Origin of the sequence: Flavisolibacter ginsengisoli DSM 18119, assembly GCF_900129295.1 — a bacterium.
GTDB lineage: Bacteria > Bacteroidota > Bacteroidia > Chitinophagales > Chitinophagaceae > Flavisolibacter > Flavisolibacter ginsengisoli.
On sequence record NZ_FQUU01000006.1, the window covers coordinates 68355 to 87862 of the forward strand.

The window sequence follows — 19508 nt, forward strand, 5'->3', positions numbered from 1 at the left end:
CGGAAGTAATGAATTGAAGAAATTTACTTAGTACTTGTACATATTTATACTTTTATTGACTCTATATGTAAAGAGCTGGAAAACTTTACATTATCCAGCTCTTTAAAATGAATCTTTATTAAGATTATAGGTCAATCTTAACCACTTGTCCACCTCCAATAGCAGCAGGGCTAAATCCCCAGTTGGAGACATAAAGATTTCCATCTGGCCCCATAGTCATACCAGTTGGCAAACTTAAACCAGTGGCAATAGTTGTTTTATTTCCCGAAGGATCAATTCTGATAACCTGCCCTAATCCAGGTGTTGGAAAACCTGATGGAGAACCCACTGTATTTTCTAAAACATACATGCGGTCTCTCTTATCAATTACTAATCCCAGCACAGTAGTAAGACCGGTAGCCCAAATCTTGACTTCTCCACCCGGGTTAACTTTGTAAATGTTGGAACTACCGTCCACAATGGGAAATGGATGAAGATTTCCAATGAAAAAATTCCCCTTGTATGCTAATGCTGTTGGAACCACATGGCCTTGAGTAGCTGAAATATCAGCTACCCTGGTAATAGTTCCATCTGTGGTAACCTTTATAAAGTCGCCATGATTTGGCTCTACCACATAAAAGTCTCCCCTCACAACTTCCATGCTATAAGGTGTTCCATCCGGTTCAAAATCTTCTTCCTCAGGGTGTGCAACGGGGTGAGCCATCAGCCAGGAACTAATATCAGCTATCATTGTCCAGGTTCCATCGCTGTTTCTTCTTACAATGCCATTAGGCATAGAAGTTACTCCATGCGAACAACCGGCACCTGCTATCAAAGCATATAACGTGTTGCCAATAAATGCTACGTCTGCAACCCCTTCAACATCACCACCAATGATCTCATTAGCCGAACTTGTAGGCAAACTATTGGTTACTACAGTACGAACTCCAGCAGGGCTGATCATAGAGACACCAGCACCTGTTGGGCTTCCCAGGTAAGGGCCAACAGGAAATGGAACCTGTAAGCACTGGCCTACAGTTGAGTTGACACCGCCTATGCCACCTTCCGCCACATAGAGATTACCATCAGGTCCAAATTCCAAACCCCTGGGGTTATTTAGCCCTGTAGCAAAAATGTGCATTGTAGCAGTCATTGCAGTTGCGGGTTTTTTCATTAAAGAACTTTTCCTAAGAGAGACTGCATTTTCTTTAGATGTAGTACTGGAGTTTGACGATTCCTGCTTCTGACAGGAAATGACAAATAGAGCAAAAACTAAAGCTCCTAAGCATTTTGATTTTTTTGACATAATTCCTCCTTATAGTTTTGATGAAATACACTACAGTGAATAGATTACACAGCATTCAAGGTTATCCTGAGCACTGGAAAGTGAACGGATGCTGTAAATAATCTCCAAAGGGAATAGAAAAAGGGAGGATGAATATATTAGTGGTTATCGAGGATAATTTGGAATGCTTATTAAAGCTACTATAAATTTATGCGAGTAGGAAAAACATATTGGTCGAATTTCTATAGATGATTTTCAAGCTCATCTTTCCATAAAACAAAACCATTCATTGGCTTTGTGTATTGATGTATTATCCTGATAAAATTATCACCGGAAGATTTCAAATAAGCTTGTTTACCCTGAGCTTTTATTAAAGAAAGTATATCCGGCAAATTAGCCAATGCCAATTTTAAGGATTGCCTGTTTTTTTCTATTGTCCAAATATAAGTAGCTTCTTCAGTATCCAGAGTTTCCCAGACCAGTAAATAATCTGTAGAGCCTTCTAATAAAAATAGAAATGAAAATGGTTTTAAAATAAAGCGTAACCTCATTAATTGGTGCAAGTGTTGGCCAGAAAGATACCGGAGATGGTTATAGTGCCTGCTTTAGGAAACTGTTATTATATCATCAAATAATTCCTGTTCATTATTATATAAATTAGAAAACCCCAGGTCCTGATTCTCTAAAGAATTAAACAGGTTATCCATTGTTAAAGGAGTAAAACCTGATGGGATTAATATCTTTTTAGAAGAAATTTTTCGCGCCCATTCCAGTTTTATTGCTTTCATCATTCTTTCATCAATACTGTCAATTTGAGTGGAATGAGCACGGATAATATAATTGCCATTATCAAGTTCTGTTATAACAGCCAATACATCTATCTTATTTGAACTAAAGATCTGTATAAAATATTCTTTAATAGCATCAAACTCTTCCCTGATATAATAATTTATGATAGTAAAGTCCAATCGCTTATTCAATGAACTAACAAAGTGCCTAAAACTTACGCCACCATAATGAAAGCGAACATCCTTAATGTAAAATTGAAAATTATGTTGTAATTCCTCAGCCATTCAGCTTCCCTTACTTAGTTCAATTTTATAAAATAATTTACACTGTCCCATTATGTTTGAAAGGGGTGTTCTTTTGCAAATTAAATTAAACTGCAAACAGTTTCAATGGTGGATTTTAATATGCAACAATTAATTTATAATTTAACAGTGTTATGAAACCTTGGTCATCCATACTGCCTGCACTATTTTTTTCCATTTTCACATTTATTTCATGTTATAAAATTGAAACAGAAAAAAATTCCTTGCCACAGGGATATTCCGTTTCTCAAATTATTGGAACCTGGAAAATAATAGGAGTAACATCTGATAAATCTTATGACTGGGATGGCAATGGATCTACAGAAAAGGATATTTACAATACCTGGAATGATTGTAAGAAAGATAACCTTTATCAATTTAGAGTTAATTATTCAGGCTCCTACAAATTAGATTGCACATCCTCTAAAGAAGGAACATGGTATCTGGGAGGTACAACAATGTTAGTGTGGGGACCTGTTGGGGCCTCGCTTGAATATGAAAAGATATTTTATATGACTACAGATACCATGAAAACACAGAGCGAGGTAATGAATCCAGACGGCCAAACCTATACCATTATTAAAGTCTGGAAGCTTCAATAAACAGAATAGAGAGCATTCCAATCTAATTAATAGTTTATAATACTTACTTTCCTACTTCTTTACTAAAGATTACTATGCAAGGCTATATTATAGGATTGGATATAGGGACAGGAAGCACCAAAGCTGTGGCTGTTAATTTCCAGGGAGAAATCATTGGCAGCATTCAAGCATCTTATACGATTTTACAGGAGGATAGCCAAAAAGCAGAACAAGACCCACAAGTTTTACTGAATGCTTTTTATTCATGTATCAGGCAGATGATAGTGCAAATGAAAGATATGCCATTGGCTGTTTCTTTAAGCAGTGCTATGCATAATATTATGGCTGTAAATGAAAAAGGAGAACCAATATCGAACCTTGTAATTTGGTCAGATAGCCGTAGTACGGAGATAGCAAAACTATTGCGAAAGGACAAGGCTGGTCAATCTATTTACATGGCTACGGGTACTCCCCTACATGCCATGTCACCACTTTGCAAGATCATCTGGTGGAGAGAAAATCAAAAAGATATTTTTACAAAAGCTCATAAGTTTATTTCTATTAAGGAATATATATGGTATAAATTATTTAATGAGTTTATTATTGATCACTCCATTGCTTCCGCTACAGGTTTATTTAATATTGAAACCCTATCCTGGAATTCCGAATCCCTGGCGATAGCTCAAATTAATTCCAATAAATTATCCTTTCCTGTACCCACTGATCATTACAGAAAAGGTATTTCAACTGAAGCCTGTAAATTATCAGGACTTACTTCTTTAATCCCTGTTTGCATTGGAGCCAGTGATGGATGCCTTGCTAATCTTGGTACTAACTCATTAAAGGAAGGTGTTGCAGCTATTACTATAGGTACAAGTGGGGCCGTGCGCATTGCCTCGCGCTTGCCAATACGCAATCCCGCCACCATGAGTTTTAATTATATACTTGATAATGAATATTTTATTTGTGGCTATCCAATCAATAATGGTGGAAATATAATGGAGTGGCTTATGCGGGATTTCCTTGATAATCAGGTAAGTGGACCCGACCAGTATGCAAGTCTTTTTGACATGATACACAAAATTCCTGCAGGTAGTGAAGGACTTATTTTTCTTCCCTACATTTTTGCAGAGCGTGCCCCGATTTGGGATGAAGAAGCATCCGGTGTATTTATAGGCATTCGAAGTAAGCACACAAGAGCTCACTTTATTAGGGCCATTATTGAAGGTGTTTGTTATGCATTAAAAAATGTTCTGGAATTAATTGAACTTTCATCATCTGAGGTAAAGGAAATTCATGCCAGTGGAGGCTTTATAAAGTCAAATGACTGGGTGCAACTACTTGCTGATGTTACCGGGAAGCCTATTGTAATAGTTGAAAGAGAAGATGCATCTGCAATTGGGGCTGCCTATTTAGCATATAGATTATTAAGTATAAATAATGAGAATTTTACAACACACGAAAACAGGTTAATAAATCCTCATAAATCTAATACTAAGGAGTACTTTAAATTCTTCCAGGTTTATAAGACAATATATCCAGGAGTCCAGGAATCTATGCACCTGCTTTATAAAAAAGTAAACTAACAGATGGTTATCATAACAGTCTTGGCAGGGATCATAATTTTAGTAGCATTAATAATACTGAAGGTAAATCCAATGTTAGCGTTATTACTGGTTTCTATAATTACTGGATTATTATTAAAAATGCCATTAAGTAAGGTTATAATTTCCATTAATAATGGAATTGGCAATACCCTTGGAGGTACTGTAATGATACTGGCCCTTGGGGCCATGCTTGGAAAATTAGCCGAGGAAAGTGGTGCAGGGCAAAAACTCGTTCTAGCTCTGGTTAAGATATTTGGTACGAAATATATTGCATGGGCAGTTTTACTTACCGGGATTATTGCAGGAATACCATTATTCTATAATGCAGGATTTGTAATACTAATACCGCTGGTTTTTGCCATAGCTTCCACACTGAACTACCCATTACTTATGTTGGGGATCCCCATGGCTGCAGCATTATCGATAACGCATGGATTCTTACCTCCCCATCCTGGACCTGTAACACTTGGTACTATCTTCCATGCTAACATTGGTAAAACTTTATTATACGGAATGCTTATTTCTGTTCCAACAGCGATAATTGCAGGTATATTGTTCCCAAGGCTTATTAAAGCTAACAGAATCAGGGTGCAACCCAATATCAATTTTTCCTTAAAGGAAACGACCGAGCTGCCATCTTTGACCAAAAGTATTTTGATTCTATTGGCTCCAGTTATTTTTATCAGCTGTGGTACTTTGGGAGTTTACCTTACCAGCAATGCTGTTGCATTAAGTATTCTTAATTTTCTACAGGAACCTACTATAGCATTACTACTGTCCCTGGCTTTAGCTTTTACTTTATTAAATTGGAACATTAACCACTTTATGAGTACAGGCATTGAAGGTATAAAAGCTATTACTATGATACTTCTCATTATAGCTGCCGGTGGTGCCTTTAAACAAATATTACTCGACAGTAATATTGGGATGATCTTAAAAGATAGCACTGCTTCTATGCATTTATCTCCATTGTTTCTAGGGTGGTTAATAGCTGCCTTATTCCGTATAACGCTTGGTTCGGCCACCGTAGCTGCCCTGAGTGCATCGGGCATAGTGCTACCATTTATAACAGGAGGTATATCTGCAGAACTTATGGTATTATCTGTAGGTGCAGGGAGTTTAATGTGTTCACATGTTAATGATACAGGATTCTGGATGTTCAAAGAATATTTCGGTTTAAATCTAAAGGACACTTTTCGAACATGGACGCTCATGGAGAGTATTATTTCGTTGCTCGGCTTGCTTTTTATTTTAAGTATTCAAGCTTTTATAGCTTAAAACAAACCGAATACTGAATACATCTTAAGTCCAAAACCATTGTAACCATATCCCTTGGTTGCCGTAATCAATTATAATTAAAATCCGCTACAGTAAAGGATTACAACAGATATTCCCATCATTTGTATTGTGTAAAACAGGTAAAATTTGGCTTAAAAACCTTAAATGCATGCTCTAACTTTCCAATTCTACGATTTGCACCGCTATAACACAGAAGCCAAAGCGTTTTATAAGAAAACAGACTTTTTGGTATAGTTCTTTAAAAAAGGAGGTGTAAATTCGTAATACACTTCTATTATGATAACAAAAGGCACAAATAATATATTCTACTCTGTAATTAAAATTATAGTGGTAATTATTATTAGCGGCCTAACTGGAGGTGGATTTTATTTGTAATTGAATAAATTAAAATACAAAACCCGCCTCAAAGGCGGGTTTTTTTATGAAGAAAATCGTAATCTAATTATGTATTACAACGAGAACACTATAGTTTATTACAATGGGTCCTTTATAAAAGCCTCTGAAGCCAGGGGAAATGTTTATGACCAAACATTACATTATGGTTATGGTGTGTTTGAAGGCATCAGGTCATATGCCACTGAAAGTGGAGTTCAAATATTCAAGGCTAAAGAGCATTTTGAAAGAATGAAATATTCATGCGAAGTCATGAATATTCCATATCCATATAATAATGATGAACTGGTAGCTATTTCTTACGAAGTTTTAAAACGAAACAACTTAGAAAATGCCTACCTGCGGCCCTTGGTTAGCTGTACTCCAAATATGTCGCTAACCAAAGCTAAGGGTTCACATTTACTTATTGCTGCATGGGAATGGGGCGCCTACCTGGGAGAAACATTATTACGGTTAAAGACTTCACCTTTCAGGAGAATTACCCCTGCCAGTTTTATGGTAGCAGCAAAGGTTTGCGGGCATTATGTAAACTCTATTTTAGCTACCCAGGAAGCAAAAGACAATGGCTTTGATGAAGCTCTATTATTAGATATGGAAGGATTTGTTGCTGAAGGGCCTGGCGCAAATATATTTTTAGAACAGGATAACATTTTATATACTCCTCAATTAGGCAGTATTCTTCCGGGAATTACCCGCGCAACTGTATTAGAGATATGTAATGATTTAGGCATTGAGGCTATAGAAAAACAAATTTCCCCTGAAGAATTTAAAGGAGCAGATAGTGCTTTTTTCTGTGGGACTGCTGCAGAAGTTATTGGTATTGAATCATTGGATTCCATTCCTTTTAAGAAAAACTGGAAGGACAGTCTAGGGTTTCTTATCCAAAAAGCATATAAAGACCGGGTATTAGTTAAAAAATTTAAACAGGAAGTAGTTTCAGTATGACAGAAATAAACAAGTATAGCAAGGTATTGACACAAGACGAAACGCAACCTGCAGCCCAGGCAATGTTGTATGGAATTGGGTTGACGGATGATGATCTTAAGAAAGCCCAGGTTGGAATCGTTAGCATGGGATATGATGGGAACACCTGTAATATGCACCTTAATGATCTGGCAAAGACCATTAAGCAAAGCGTGTGGGATAATGATCTTGTAGGTTTGATATTTAACACGATTGGTGTCAGCGATGGGATGAGTAATGGTACAGATGGTATGCGTTATTCATTAGTAAGCAGGGATATTATTGCGGATTCTATTGAAACTGTTTGCGGTGCTCAATATTATGATGCAGTTATTGCTGTTCCTGGATGTGATAAGAATATGCCCGGAAGCATAATTGCTATGGGACGTCTTAACAGGCCATCTATAATGGTATATGGCGGAACAATAGCACCCGGACATTATAATGGGCAAGATCTAAATATTGTTTCTGCCTTTGAAGCGCTGGGTCAGAAAATAGCCGGTACCATATCAGAAGATGATTTTAAATGCGTTATTAAAGCTGCTTGTCCAGGTGCAGGTGCATGTGGGGGAATGTATACTGCCAATACTATGGCGGCAGCTATTGAGGCATTAGGCATGAGTCTTCCTTTCTCTTCCTCCAATCCGGCAATTAGTGAGGAAAAAAAGAAAGAGTGCATGAATGCTGGAATTGCTATAAGGCATCTCCTTGAAAAAGATATCAAGCCTAAGGATATCATGACTTACGAAGCATTTGAAAATGCTATAACTATCGTGATAGCATTGGGCGGATCTACTAATGCTGTATTGCACCTGATTGCTATGGCTAAGAGCGTAGATGTTGACATTAGCCAAGATGATTTTCAGAGAATAAGCAACAAGGTGCCAGTATTAGCAGATTTTAAACCAAGTGGTAAATACCTGATGCAGGATCTTCACCAGCATGGAGGTATTCCATCTGTAATGAAATACCTCCTGGAAAAGAATTTCTTACATGGCCATTGTCTTACAGTAACTGGTAAGACCGTTTCAGAAAATCTAGCCGAGGTTCCTAACCTCGATTTTAATCAACAGAAGATTATCTACCCAACAAGTAATCCACTTAAAGCTACCGGCCATTTACAAATATTATACGGCAATCTAGCAGAAGGAGGAAGTGTGGCCAAAATAAGCGGAAAAGAAGGTGTAAGATTCGAAGGTCCTGCAAGAGTATTTGATGGAGAATTTGAGTTGATAAAGGGGATCAATTCTGGTAAGATAAAAGCGGGCGATGTAGTGGTAATCCGTTATGTAGGTCCAAAGGGTGGCCCTGGAATGCCTGAAATGCTTAAACCTACGTCAGCTATTATAGGAGCAGGATTAGGTAAATCTGTAGCATTAATTACTGATGGCCGATTCAGCGGAGGTACCCATGGTTTTGTTGTAGGTCACATTACCCCGGAGGCCTATGATGGTGGCACAATTGCGCTGGTAAAAGATGATGATAAGATAATCATAGATATTACCTCCAATACTATTACACTAGCCATTTCTGAAAATGAAATTGCTAAAAGAAAGGAGGATTGGAAACAACCTCCATTGAAAGCACAAAAAGGAATTCTTTATAAATATGCAAAACACGTTACAACAGCAGCAGAAGGATGTGTTACTGACGCAAACTGAAGAAATCAGTGGATCAGAAGCAGTTCTTAAAGCCTTTATAGAGGAAGGTGTAGACACAATTTTTGGTTACCCCGGTGGAGCAATTATGCCCATTTACGATGCTTTGTTTGACTTTGATAATAAATTGAAACATATTTTGGTCAGGCATGAGCAAGGTTCAATTCATGCTGCACAGGGATACGCCAGAACTTCTGGAAAAACAGGTGTTGTTTTCGCCACTAGCGGCCCGGGGGCTACCAACCTTGTTACCGGACTGGCAGATGCCCAGATAGATAGCACACCAATTGTTTGTATAACTGGACAAGTTTTTGCGCACCTACTTGGTACTGATGCATTCCAGGAAACTGATATCATAAATATTACTACCCCGGTAACTAAATGGAATTACCAGATAACTGATGCCTCAGAAATTCCCGCAGTTTTAGCCAAAGCTTTTTTTATAGCTGGCAGCGGCCGCCCAGGTCCAGTATTAATTGACATTACTAAGAATGCACAATTGCAGAAGTTTCAATTTGGTGGATATCAAAAATGCAATTTTATAAGAAGTTATAGACCGAAACCAGTTGTTAGAAAAGAGTATATTGAAAAAGCTGCTTCCCTGATCAATTCTGCTAAAAAGCCTTTTGTCATATTTGGACAGGGAGTAATATTGGGAAAAGCGGAAAAAGAATTCAAAGCTTTTATTGAAAAAACAGGTATACCTGCAGCATGGACCATAATGGGCTTGAGTGCTTTGCCATCAGATCACCCTTTAGGTGTTGGTATGTTAGGTATGCATGGCAATTATGCACCAAATGTTCTGACGAATGAGTGTGATGTTTTGATTGCTGTAGGTATGAGATTTGACGACCGGGTAACAGGAAGATTAGATAAATATGCCAGGCAAGCCAAAATAATACATTTAGATATTGACCCCGCCGAGATTGATAAAAATGTAAAAACAACAGTTGCAGTATGGGGAGATTGCAAGGAAACCTTGCCACTACTTACTGAATTAACTGAAAATAAAGTATACCCGCAATGGCTGCAACGGTTTAAGGAATTGGAACAAGATGAAATAGATGCCTGCATTTATGATGAACTACATCCTAAAACAGAGCAAATGACCATGGGTGAAGTTATTGATGTTCTAAATGAATTGACTAATGCCCAGGCTGTGATAGTAACGGATGTTGGTCAACACCAAATGGTGGCTTGTCGTTACGCAAAATTTAAAGAGAGTAAAAGCAATATCACTTCAGGAGGATTGGGAACAATGGGCTTTGCTTTACCTGCTGCCATAGGAGCTAAATTAGGCGCCCCTGGAAGAACTGTAGTTGCAATTATTGGAGATGGTGGTTTCCAAATGACCATACAGGAATTAGGTACTATCATGCAATGCAACATAGATGTGAAACTTCTGATTTTAAATAATCAATTTCTAGGTATGGTAAGACAATGGCAGGAACTATTCCATAGCAAGAGATACTCTTTTGTAAACATTGAAAGTCCGGATTTTGTCCAGGTTGCTAAAGGTTACCGAATTCAGGGAAAATCCATATCTAAAAGAGAAGAATTAAAAAATTCGCTTAGGGAAATGCTTGAATATAAAGGAAGCTATCTTTTGGAAGTAATGGTGGGGAAAGAAAATAATGTATTTCCAATGGTAGAAGCTGGCAGCAGCGTTTCTGATATACGCTTAAAATAACTTGCAATGGCAAAAGAAGAATACACTATAACTGTATACACTGAAAACCAGATTGGTTTATTGAATCGCATCGCCATAATTTTTTCGCGACGTAAGATCAATGTAGAAAGCCTTAATACATCTCCTTCTGAAGTCCCAGGCATACACAGGTTTACCATCGTTATCCATGAAATGGAAGATATTGTACGGAAACTGGTACGACAAATAGAAAAACAAGTTGAGGTTTTAAAAGCCTATTATAATACAAGTGATGAAATTGTATGGCAGGAACTGGCATTATATAAGGTGCCAACAAGTGAAATTACAGAAAAAGTAAAGGTAGAGCGGTTATTAAGGCAATATGGAGCTAAAGCAGTAGTAATCAGAAAAGATTATACAGTTTTTGAAACAACAGGTCACAGGGAGGAAACAGATGGGTTGGTAAAGGTGCTTGAACCCTATGGATTAATTGAATTTGTACGTAGTGCCAGGGTTGCCATAATAAAAGGAAGCAGAGGCTTTCATGAAAAACTCAAAGAATTTGAATCAATGGCAGAAGGCCCTGAACTGGTTGAAAATGAATTCCTGGCACACCAGGAAGAAGTTTTTGATATTTAGGATCAACCTGGAATCAATTATAATTTATATACTAATAAACACTTTAAAACTATAACAATGGCAAAATTAAATTTTGGGGGTGTCGAAGAAAATGTTGTAACAAGGGAAGAATTTCCTTTATCAAAAGCAAGGCAGGTACTAAGCAATGAAACTGTTGCTGTAATAGGCTATGGCGTTCAGGGTCCTGGCCAGGCATTAAATCAAAAAGATAATGGAATCAATGTGATTGTTGGACAGCGGCGCAATTCAAAATCCTGGGATAAAGCAGTAAAAGATGGCTTTGTTCCTGGCGAAACCTTGTTTGATATAGAAGAAGCATTACAAAAGGGAACTATTATTTGCTATTTATTAAGTGATGCTGCCCAAATTCAATTATGGCCCACCGTAAAAAAGCATTTAACTCCCGGTAAGGCATTGTATTTCTCTCATGGCTTTGGTATTACTTACAGTGACCAAACAGGTATTATTCCTCCCCCAGATGTAGATGTATTTTTAGTAGCGCCAAAAGGATCAGGAACCTCTTTAAGAAGGATGTTTTTACAAGGAAGAGGATTAAATAGCAGCTATGCAATATTCCAGGATGCGACCGGGCGTGCATTTGAAAGAGTTATCGCATTAGGAATTGCTGTTGGAAGTGGTTATTTGTTTGAAACCGATTTCCGAAAAGAAGTTTACAGTGACCTGACTGGAGAACGCGGAACATTGATGGGAGCTATACAAGGGATCTTTGCTGCTCAATATGAAGTTTTACGTTCAAAAGGACATACGCCTTCTGAAGCATTTAATGAAACGGTAGAGGAACTAACGCAATCCTTAATGCCTTTAGTGGCTGAGAACGGCATGGATTGGATGTACGCTAATTGTTCTACTACTGCACAAAGGGGTGCACTGGATTGGTGGAAAAGGTTTCGTGACGCAACGTTGCCAGTATTTAATGAGCTATATGAAAGTGTGGCCACAGGAAAAGAAGCTGCCAAATCGATAGAAAGTAATAGTAAACCTGATTATCGGGATAAGCTTGAAGAAGAATTGAAGGAGTTGCGTGAAAGCGAAATTTGGCAGGCAGGCAAAACAGTAAGAAGCTTAAGGCCTGAAAACCAGGAGCCCGTTGCTCCAGGAAGCGCTGGTGACAATTTTGAAAAGAAATTACAAAAAGTAAAATTCTCCTCCCCTTTATATCGTGATTGAAACAACAACAATAAAAGTAAATCTTGACTTCAGGGAAGCTTCCAAAAGATTAAGTACTGTAGTTGTTAAGACTCCATTGGCTTACAGCAGAAGTCTTTCAAAAAAGTATGGTGCAAACATATATCTTAAAAGAGAAGACCTTCAAATTGTAAGGTCTTATAAACTCAGGGGAGCTTACAATATGTTGAGTAGTTTACCCCAAGAGCAATTAAATAAAGGTGTTGTTTGTGCAAGTGCTGGAAACCACGCCCAGGGGTTCGCATACAGTTGTAAAAAGCTGGGCGTTAAAGGTGTAGTTTTCATGCCTATCATTACACCATTGCAAAAAGTGCAGCAGACAAGGTTTTTTGGTGAAAACTTTATAGATATCAAATTAACGGGTGACACCTTTGACGATTGTGCAACTGCAGCTAAAGCATTCACTGTATCTGAAGGGTCTACTTTTATCCCTCCATTTGATGATTATAAGATCATTGAAGGCCAGGGAACTGTTGGTGTAGAGATCCTGGATGAGTTGTCAGAGATAGATTATTTGTTTGTACCAGTTGGAGGAGGCGGATTGTGTTCAGGCGTTGGAAGCTATTTTAAAATGTATTCTCCCCAAACTAAACTGATAGGGGTAGAACCTGAAGGTGCTCCTTCAATGAAACAAGCATTACTCAATGGTTTTCCAGTTACCCTGGATAATATTGACCGTTTTGTAGATGGTGCAGCTGTCAAAAGAGTGGGTAACATTACCTTTTCAATTTGCAAAGAAGTTTTGCATAAAATGCACACAGTGGCTGAAGGAAAGGTATGTTCGACAATTTTAAAATTGTATAATGAAGATGCAATAGTTGTTGAACCCGCAGGTGCATTATCTATTGCTGCCCTGGACGATTTTTCAAATGAGATAAAAGGGAAAAATGTTGTTTGTATCATTAGTGGCAGTAATAATGACATTGACAGGATGCAGGAGATCAAGGAACGATCGCTACAATATGAAGGGCTTAAACATTATTTTCTAATTAGGTTTGCTCAAAGGCCAGGTGCATTAAAAGAGTTTGTGAATTTTGTATTAGGGCCAAATGATGATATTACCAGGTTTGAATACATGCAAAAACATAATAAAGAAACTGGCCCAGCCTTAGTTGGAATTGAATTACAATCGAGAGAAGATTATGAAAGCCTGCTCAAAAATTTAAATAAATATCATATCAACTTTACAGAACTGAATAAAGATGACAACCTTTTCGGATATATAGTCTAATGGAAGTATCATAATAAGAATGCCCGGTATTACCCGGGCATTGTCTTATTAATACTAATTAAATGTTCTGCTAAATTATTGCTCTTTCTTTTGTACTTCTCCGTTCTTTATTTTCGTTTTTGTTTCTTTTCCATCAGGTGTCTTTGTTTTTATTTTAATGGTTGAATTATTATTATTCATACCTGAAACAGTACTATCTGATGTATTTACATTACCTGAAGCCGAAGAATCATTAGAATTCATACTTCTGTTGCTATTCATAGTAGAAGTAGAATCTGAAGAGCTGTTATTTACATTTAAATTGTTTTGGGTATTAGTAGTGTTCATACTACTATTATTAATTGACGAAGTAGAGTCTGTATGGTTATTCAAATTTGAATTGCTTCCTTGTGGGTTATTTGCTTCTGTACTCATTTCTGCACGAAATGGATCCATTATAGAACTACCATCATCTCCAATCCACTGAGACTTAACCTGACCATTTTCGAGAGTTCTGATCTGATAAATGTTTTGGTGAGTGCTATCGCCTTTCAATGTAGTAACATCATAAACCATTGGACCAAACATGGTTGTAACCTTATTCATTATATCATCAGGAACATATGTTTCTGTAACTGGCATCGAAACACTATAAGTATTACCCCTGTCATCGTAATAAATATGTGAATACCTGCCATTATTCATATAAGTTCCATGGTACCAGTCACCAGATTGAGTCCATGTTATATTATTTGCAGTAGGGTAATCCTTTTGCAAGTTCATTTGTGCACGATATGGAATATTTACGGATGTGGTCCCATATGCATTGTAAGCATTATTACTTGACATTGCACTTTTAGTATTTGCTGTATCACCTGAATTTGATACAGGTGTTTGAATACCATTATTTATATTGGTATTATTCATAGTCCTGGAGGAATCATATGTATTTGTAGTGGGGCGGGTTGTAGTATCTTTGGTTTCGTTTTGTGCAAATACCATACAACTACCGCCAATCAAAATCAAGGAAAAAATCGTCTTTTTCATAAATTACTTTTTTTTTAGGTTAGCACTAATAAGAACGATTCTCCAAATACAACTTTGATGCCCACTAATGGTAAATACTCATCTGTATCTAAAAGAAATTTTTAGAAAGCAGCAGAGTTCGCCATTGATTTATATGATGAAGCAGGAATATATAAATTCATAAATGATAATTTAAAATAAAAATCCCCTCAAAGGAGGGGATAAATATGTAAGGCGTTTAGGTTTAAATAATACGTTTTTTCATTGGACGGACGCCTTTACGGTTTTCAAAGGATTGGAAGGATTCAATAGGATCGGATTTAAAACGGGCTTTTCGACTTGGATATTGGTTTTTTAAGGGTTCACCAACAAGTGGGTTAATTTTTCAGGATTTGGATATTTAATTGGTTTTCTTAGGATAGATAACTTTCGCTATCTGATACAAAAGTAACCAGCAAAAGCAACCTGTACAATTGCAAATTCACCCTAATTTTTGTCTATGGTATTTACTTAAGCAGCCATAAATCATTCAAATATTGAAAAGGAATACTACGAAAAAATTCTAGTAGATCTACGCTTCCCCGGGCTGGATATCAAAATAATGATTTAGTAACCCCTATCTGAATGCCTGCACTTTGTAATGAAATAGAGCCCACCCCAACCCCTTTAACCGGAATTTTGAGATAAGGTTCCACCCTTAGGTCTATTGTTTTATTGATGGGATTTGTGAAGCCTGCAGACAAGGTTATAACAGAAAAGAAATGCTTTGATGCATTATTATAAGATCTGTATTTATCGTAAGTCTGGCCTGTGGAAATGTAAGAGTATGTATAATCATAATTCTCCTTTTTCATAAAATAAGAAGACAAACCCAACGTGGAAAACCACTCCTTTTTCTTAGAATATTTAAAATTATAACGTGCCTGCAAAGGTATTTCCCACATACTGCAATTTCCATCCAGGGAATTGATTTTTGTTCCCGGAAGTATATACATTTTGGCTGTATTTAAATATTGCCCCTCACTGTAGTAATATTTTTTATCATGAAATAAACCAGACTCAATGCTCCATTTGTCATTTAGTTTATACCCAAGAAGTACTCCAAATGAATAGCCTGCATTGCTCACCTTTTGAAACTTAATTGTTGTAGCATCAATACCTCCTATAATTCCTGCATAGATCTTTTTTTGTCTGTCATTTGGCTTTTCTAATAACTTATTGACTTCTTCCTTAACAACGAGATCCCGAAATATTGAAGGCAAATTCACAACAGGCGAAGGATAAATGTTTGCTGATACAAAAGCCATATTATCCTTTACCAATACTTTCTCAAATTCTTCATGATTTTCAACTTGTAATTCAATCCTGTCCATATTTGATTGCCTCCCATTTCTCAGGGTTGGCCCAATCTGCTTGGCAATAAGAGCAGTATTCATTTTTAACCTACCTAGTTGTGTACTTCTGGAATTGGAATTTGATATTGATCTGACATGGTCTATTGAATTATCTATTGGATTATTTATGCTCCTTTTATTTATAGTACTTACATTTTTTTGATCCATATGTAAATCTTTCCCAGTAGCAACTGTTCCTTTTTCATTTTTTAAAATATTAACTGATTCATTTTGATCTGTATTCGACAAGACTGGTGAACCTGCATTAAAAATATGGTTACACAGGAAGCTTAAAGGAAGTAATAACAATAGCCATAAAAACCTGCGGTCTCTGAAAACACTATCTTTAGTTTTTTCAGGTTTTATATCAAGTTCTGCGGCTATTTTATCCCAATCTGCACTCTTCGTGTCAAGAGGATAATTCTCAGCAGCCCTTCGAAACAGATCATCCATATCGTCATTTACATATTGCATGCTTCAATCTGCTCATCGTTGTTTTTAATTATTTTTTGTAAAATAACTCTCGCTTTGGAAAGGTTGGATTTTGAAGTGCCCACAGAAATGCCCAAGCTATTGGCAATTTCCTGGTGAGTAAGTCCGTCAATAACATACATATTAAAAACAGTCCTGTATGAAGGGGGCAACTTTTTTATTTGCTTAATCAATTCTTTATACAATAACGCCTGGTCAGCTCCCTGGGATTTATCCTCATGCATCCAAATGCTTTCTGAAATATCTCCAATTTCGGGTAAGAAATTGTTTTTGCGAAGGTCATCAATTGCAGTATTGATCATTATGGTCCGCATCCAACCCATTAACATCATTTCTGCATGTTCATTTGATTTGTACTGGAAACGCGAAAAGCTCCTGAAAATCTTTACAAAACCATCATTTACTATATCTACAGCTTTATCATACCGGTAGATATAGCGGAATACAATCTTTAGACAATACCCAAAATATTTCTCATAAAGCCATTTCTGGTCGCGGGAATTATTTTGAGCACAGCCTTGTATAATTGTGAGCAGCGGTTCCAAACTCTTTAGATTAACCAGTAAATACGGTACTTCTGGGGTATTGGTTGCTTTACTATAAAAAATCTTATATAAAAGTAATATTTCCCGCCCATTTAGCTATTCAAATGGAATGAAAGATTTCACCTTTTCAAAGGGTAAGCAAACTACAACCCCGGATATCAGTATTATCCATCCTTCCCAGGACCTCAAAACTTCCATTTGTATAAAGTTTGCCTACATCCTCTGTTGCAATAAAGCTGCAGGAATAAATATTGGCCAGATCAATTATATTAAGCGCCCCGGAAAAGGCTTGACCTGGTGCTTTCAAACTTAAGGGATCGGTTTCATCTCTGACCAGGATCTTCATCCAGGGAGGACACTGGAAAAGGCCGTCGATTGAATAAGCCTGGGAAAGTAATTCTGTCATTCCATATTCTGAATGGATTTCCGCCACTCCGAAGGATCTGCATAGATCTTTGTTTAACTCCTGTCTTGTCAACTCTCTTCCCCTACCTTTCATACCACCTGTTTCAATAATGATCATACTATCAAAGAAAACAGGATAACGTTTTGCAAAATCTAAAAGTGCATAGGTTACACCAAATAATATTACTTTCTGATTCTCTTTTTTTAGCTCTTCTAGTGTCTGGTATAGATCATTAAGTTCATATAAATAAAACCCGCTTCGTGAATGGTTGCTTTGTTGAATTAAGCTATTAACCATGTATACTAATGAAGAATTGCCCTTTTCCAAGTATGAAGGCAACAAACCCAGGATGCAATATTGTTCAACCTTTCCATAAAATAGCTCAAAGCACCTATTAAAACTCTTTTCATAAAGCTCACTCCTTTTTACATAATGAGAACTAGTGTTAGGGCCTGTTGTTCCACTGCTTTGGAAAATTAATTCAGGTTGAAAAACTGTTGTAACTATTCTATGAGTTTTAAAAAAAGATATAGGGAGAAAGGGTATTTCAGTCAAATTTCTAACAACATCAGGATTTTTGCCCAGAATCTTACAAAATTTGCCATAAACTGGGTTATTATCAAACTGATAACGAAATATCTCCAAAGCAATAGTTTCAAATGTACTTTCGTTATTTATAGTAAATACCTTATTTTCAAAATCATGCATTTTAGGTATTTCACTATCCATATTGTAAATTTGGTTTGTAGATAAATATGAAAAGAATAATTGCTATTACTTTATTGGCAGCAGTCATAGTAGCCTGCAACAAAGATAAATTTCAAACTAAACCCCAGATAAAAATAAAATCTGTTACACCTAATATAGTTCCCGTTAATGGAACATTAAGTGTGATTCTACAGTTTACAGACAAGGAAGGAGATGTCAGTGATTCAATTATTGTGGTCCGTGAGCGAACCAATCAAAAATCTCCTATTACTCCTGCAATAATTAAAACCCCTATTCCTTCATTTCCTAACACCACTGAAGGGGAAATCCAGGTATATATGCCTTACCAGACAAGTCAAACTGCTCTTATAGCAGGTATACCGTCCATACCAATACCAGGCACAGGAAATCCACCTGAAAAAGAGCCAGACACTTTAAGTTTGAAATTTGTTGTAAGAGATAAAGCTGGCAATAAAAGTGATACCGCAGTAACAAGTGTTATAGTAATCAGGCAATAATTGACAAGACTACTAAAAAAGGCGTTTGACTTCTTTGTTTTCAGCAGTTTATTTATTGCTTTTTGTGCCATATTCATGGTTTATCAAACTGATCTGTTGTTTGATCTTCAACCTTCTTTCAAAATTCTTGGTTTTGTATTTTCAGGAACCGTCTGTAGCTATAATTTTCACTGGTATCTTACCCCACCAAACGTGGGGGGACCTACTGAAAAAGTTATTTGGAACATAAAAAACAAGCAACTTCACCTTATCTTATTCTTTATTGGGTTATCAGGGTCTTTTATCTTTTCTATTTTATTAATCCATCAATGGTTTTGGCTTGGTGTAACTGCATTTGTAACATTTTTATATTCTGCACCTAAAATCCCTTATCCTTTATTTACACATCTAAGAAAAATCGCAGTGGGAAAGACTATTTTCCTGGCATTTTCATGGACACATGTTACTGCACTTTTGCCCATGGTCATTGAAGATCCTGTCTTATCGGATTCTCAGATTTGGTTTGTAGTAAACAGATTCTTTTTTATCTATGCCATTTGCATATTATTTGATTATAGGGACCGGGAATCAGATAAGAATGACCAGATTAGATCATTGATCACTATGTTGAATGAAAAAGGCATTGATATTCTATTTTGGGGAACGATAGCTGTGTTTTTTATAACATTGTTACTATTAATACCGTTAATGGATATTGGTCTCATTGGTGCATTAGCTTTACCTGGTCTATTACTTTGTTTTCTTTACTATCCGTCTAAAAATAATTCTTCAGATTACCTATATTATTTTGTTTTAGATGGGTTTATGATGTTATCAGCACCTTTGGTTGTTTTATTTAAATTTGTCCGATAAATTGAAAG

18 protein-coding genes are annotated in these 19508 nt (G+C 36.7%); 11 read left to right on the forward strand and 7 right to left on the reverse strand.

From position 1 onward, the window contains the following. Positions 1 to 124: 124 nt before the first annotated feature. The 3 genes from BUA53_RS08730 to BUA53_RS08740 form a co-directional block, all read right to left on the reverse strand. Positions 125 to 1153, reverse strand: a complete 1029-nt coding sequence (locus tag BUA53_RS08730) for a ScyD/ScyE family protein (protein WP_175546043.1) — start codon at positions 1151 to 1153, stop codon at positions 125 to 127. Positions 1154 to 1506: 353 nt separating this feature from the next. Then, the gene (locus BUA53_RS08735; RefSeq protein ID WP_072834992.1) at positions 1507 to 1815 is read right to left on the reverse strand and encodes a hypothetical protein; all 309 of its coding nucleotides are present in this window, start codon (positions 1813 to 1815) and stop codon (positions 1507 to 1509) included. A 54-nt stretch (positions 1816 to 1869) separates the two neighbouring features. Then, the gene (locus tag BUA53_RS08740; RefSeq protein WP_072834993.1) at positions 1870 to 2337 is read right to left on the reverse strand and encodes a hypothetical protein; all 468 of its coding nucleotides are present in this window, start codon (positions 2335 to 2337) and stop codon (positions 1870 to 1872) included. A 152-nt stretch (positions 2338 to 2489) separates the two neighbouring features. On the opposite strand from BUA53_RS08740, the gene BUA53_RS08745 reads away from it, so the two are divergent. From BUA53_RS08745 to ilvA, 9 genes are all read left to right on the forward strand, one after another. Then, positions 2490 to 2957, forward strand: coding sequence for a hypothetical protein (locus tag BUA53_RS08745; protein WP_072834994.1), 468 nt, complete (start codon positions 2490 to 2492; stop codon positions 2955 to 2957). A 74-nt stretch (positions 2958 to 3031) separates the two neighbouring features. Continuing rightward, complete coding sequence (locus BUA53_RS08750; protein WP_072834995.1) at positions 3032 to 4522, forward strand: gluconokinase; 1491 nt, start codon at positions 3032 to 3034, stop codon at positions 4520 to 4522. Positions 4523 to 4525: 3 nt separating this feature from the next. Then, a complete protein-coding gene (locus BUA53_RS08755; protein WP_072834996.1) occupies positions 4526 to 5821 on the forward strand; it encodes a GntT/GntP/DsdX family permease in 1296 nt (431 codons plus the stop codon). Between the two features lie 465 nt (positions 5822 to 6286). Continuing rightward, complete coding sequence (locus BUA53_RS08760; protein WP_072834997.1) at positions 6287 to 7180, forward strand: branched-chain amino acid transaminase; 894 nt, start codon at positions 6287 to 6289, stop codon at positions 7178 to 7180. Next, positions 7177 to 8859: a dihydroxy-acid dehydratase gene (ilvD, locus tag BUA53_RS08765; RefSeq protein ID WP_072834998.1), complete on the forward strand. Its 1683-nt coding sequence runs from the start codon at positions 7177 to 7179 to the stop codon at positions 8857 to 8859. The genes BUA53_RS08760 and ilvD overlap by 4 nt, the downstream gene beginning before the upstream one ends. Continuing rightward, entirely contained in the window at positions 8807 to 10546 is a 1740-nt protein-coding gene (ilvB, locus tag BUA53_RS08770) for a biosynthetic-type acetolactate synthase large subunit (protein WP_072834999.1), read from the forward strand. Before ilvD ends, ilvB begins: the two co-directional genes overlap by 53 nt. 6 nt (positions 10547 to 10552) lie before the next feature. Continuing rightward, positions 10553 to 11143, forward strand: coding sequence for an acetolactate synthase small subunit (gene ilvN / locus BUA53_RS08775; protein ID WP_072835000.1), 591 nt, complete (start codon positions 10553 to 10555; stop codon positions 11141 to 11143). Positions 11144 to 11200: 57 nt separating this feature from the next. Next, positions 11201 to 12331: a ketol-acid reductoisomerase gene (gene ilvC, locus BUA53_RS08780; protein WP_072835001.1), complete on the forward strand. Its 1131-nt coding sequence runs from the start codon at positions 11201 to 11203 to the stop codon at positions 12329 to 12331. Then, complete coding sequence (ilvA, locus tag BUA53_RS08785) at positions 12324 to 13580, forward strand: threonine ammonia-lyase (RefSeq protein WP_262494393.1); 1257 nt, start codon at positions 12324 to 12326, stop codon at positions 13578 to 13580. The genes ilvC and ilvA overlap by 8 nt, the downstream gene beginning before the upstream one ends. Positions 13581 to 13655: 75 nt before the next feature. Here ilvA and BUA53_RS08790 read toward each other — a convergent pair whose 3' ends face one another. The 4 genes from BUA53_RS08790 to BUA53_RS08805 all read right to left on the reverse strand — a co-directional run bounded on the left by BUA53_RS08790 (position 13656) and on the right by BUA53_RS08805 (position 18151). Beyond that, on the reverse strand, positions 13656 to 14606 hold the full coding sequence (locus BUA53_RS08790; RefSeq protein ID WP_072835002.1) for a hypothetical protein: 951 nt from the start codon (positions 14604 to 14606) through the stop codon (positions 13656 to 13658). 572 nt (positions 14607 to 15178) lie between these two features. Further along, complete coding sequence (locus tag BUA53_RS08795; RefSeq protein WP_072835003.1) at positions 15179 to 16453, reverse strand: porin family protein; 1275 nt, start codon at positions 16451 to 16453, stop codon at positions 15179 to 15181. Further along, on the reverse strand, positions 16441 to 17016 hold the full coding sequence (locus BUA53_RS08800) for an RNA polymerase sigma factor (protein ID WP_084079941.1): 576 nt from the start codon (positions 17014 to 17016) through the stop codon (positions 16441 to 16443). Before BUA53_RS08800 ends, BUA53_RS08795 begins: the two co-directional genes overlap by 13 nt. Positions 17017 to 17143: 127 nt before the next feature. Further along, a complete protein-coding gene (locus BUA53_RS08805; RefSeq protein WP_317041264.1) occupies positions 17144 to 18151 on the reverse strand; it encodes a LuxE/PaaK family acyltransferase in 1008 nt (335 codons plus the stop codon). A gap of 26 nt (positions 18152 to 18177) precedes the next feature. On the opposite strand from BUA53_RS08805, the gene BUA53_RS08810 reads away from it, so the two are divergent. Beyond that, positions 18178 to 18648, forward strand: coding sequence for a hypothetical protein (locus tag BUA53_RS08810; protein ID WP_072835005.1), 471 nt, complete (start codon positions 18178 to 18180; stop codon positions 18646 to 18648). After that, on the forward strand, positions 18649 to 19500 hold the full coding sequence (locus BUA53_RS08815) for a UbiA prenyltransferase family protein (RefSeq protein WP_072835006.1): 852 nt from the start codon (positions 18649 to 18651) through the stop codon (positions 19498 to 19500). Positions 19501 to 19508 lie beyond the last annotated feature (8 nt).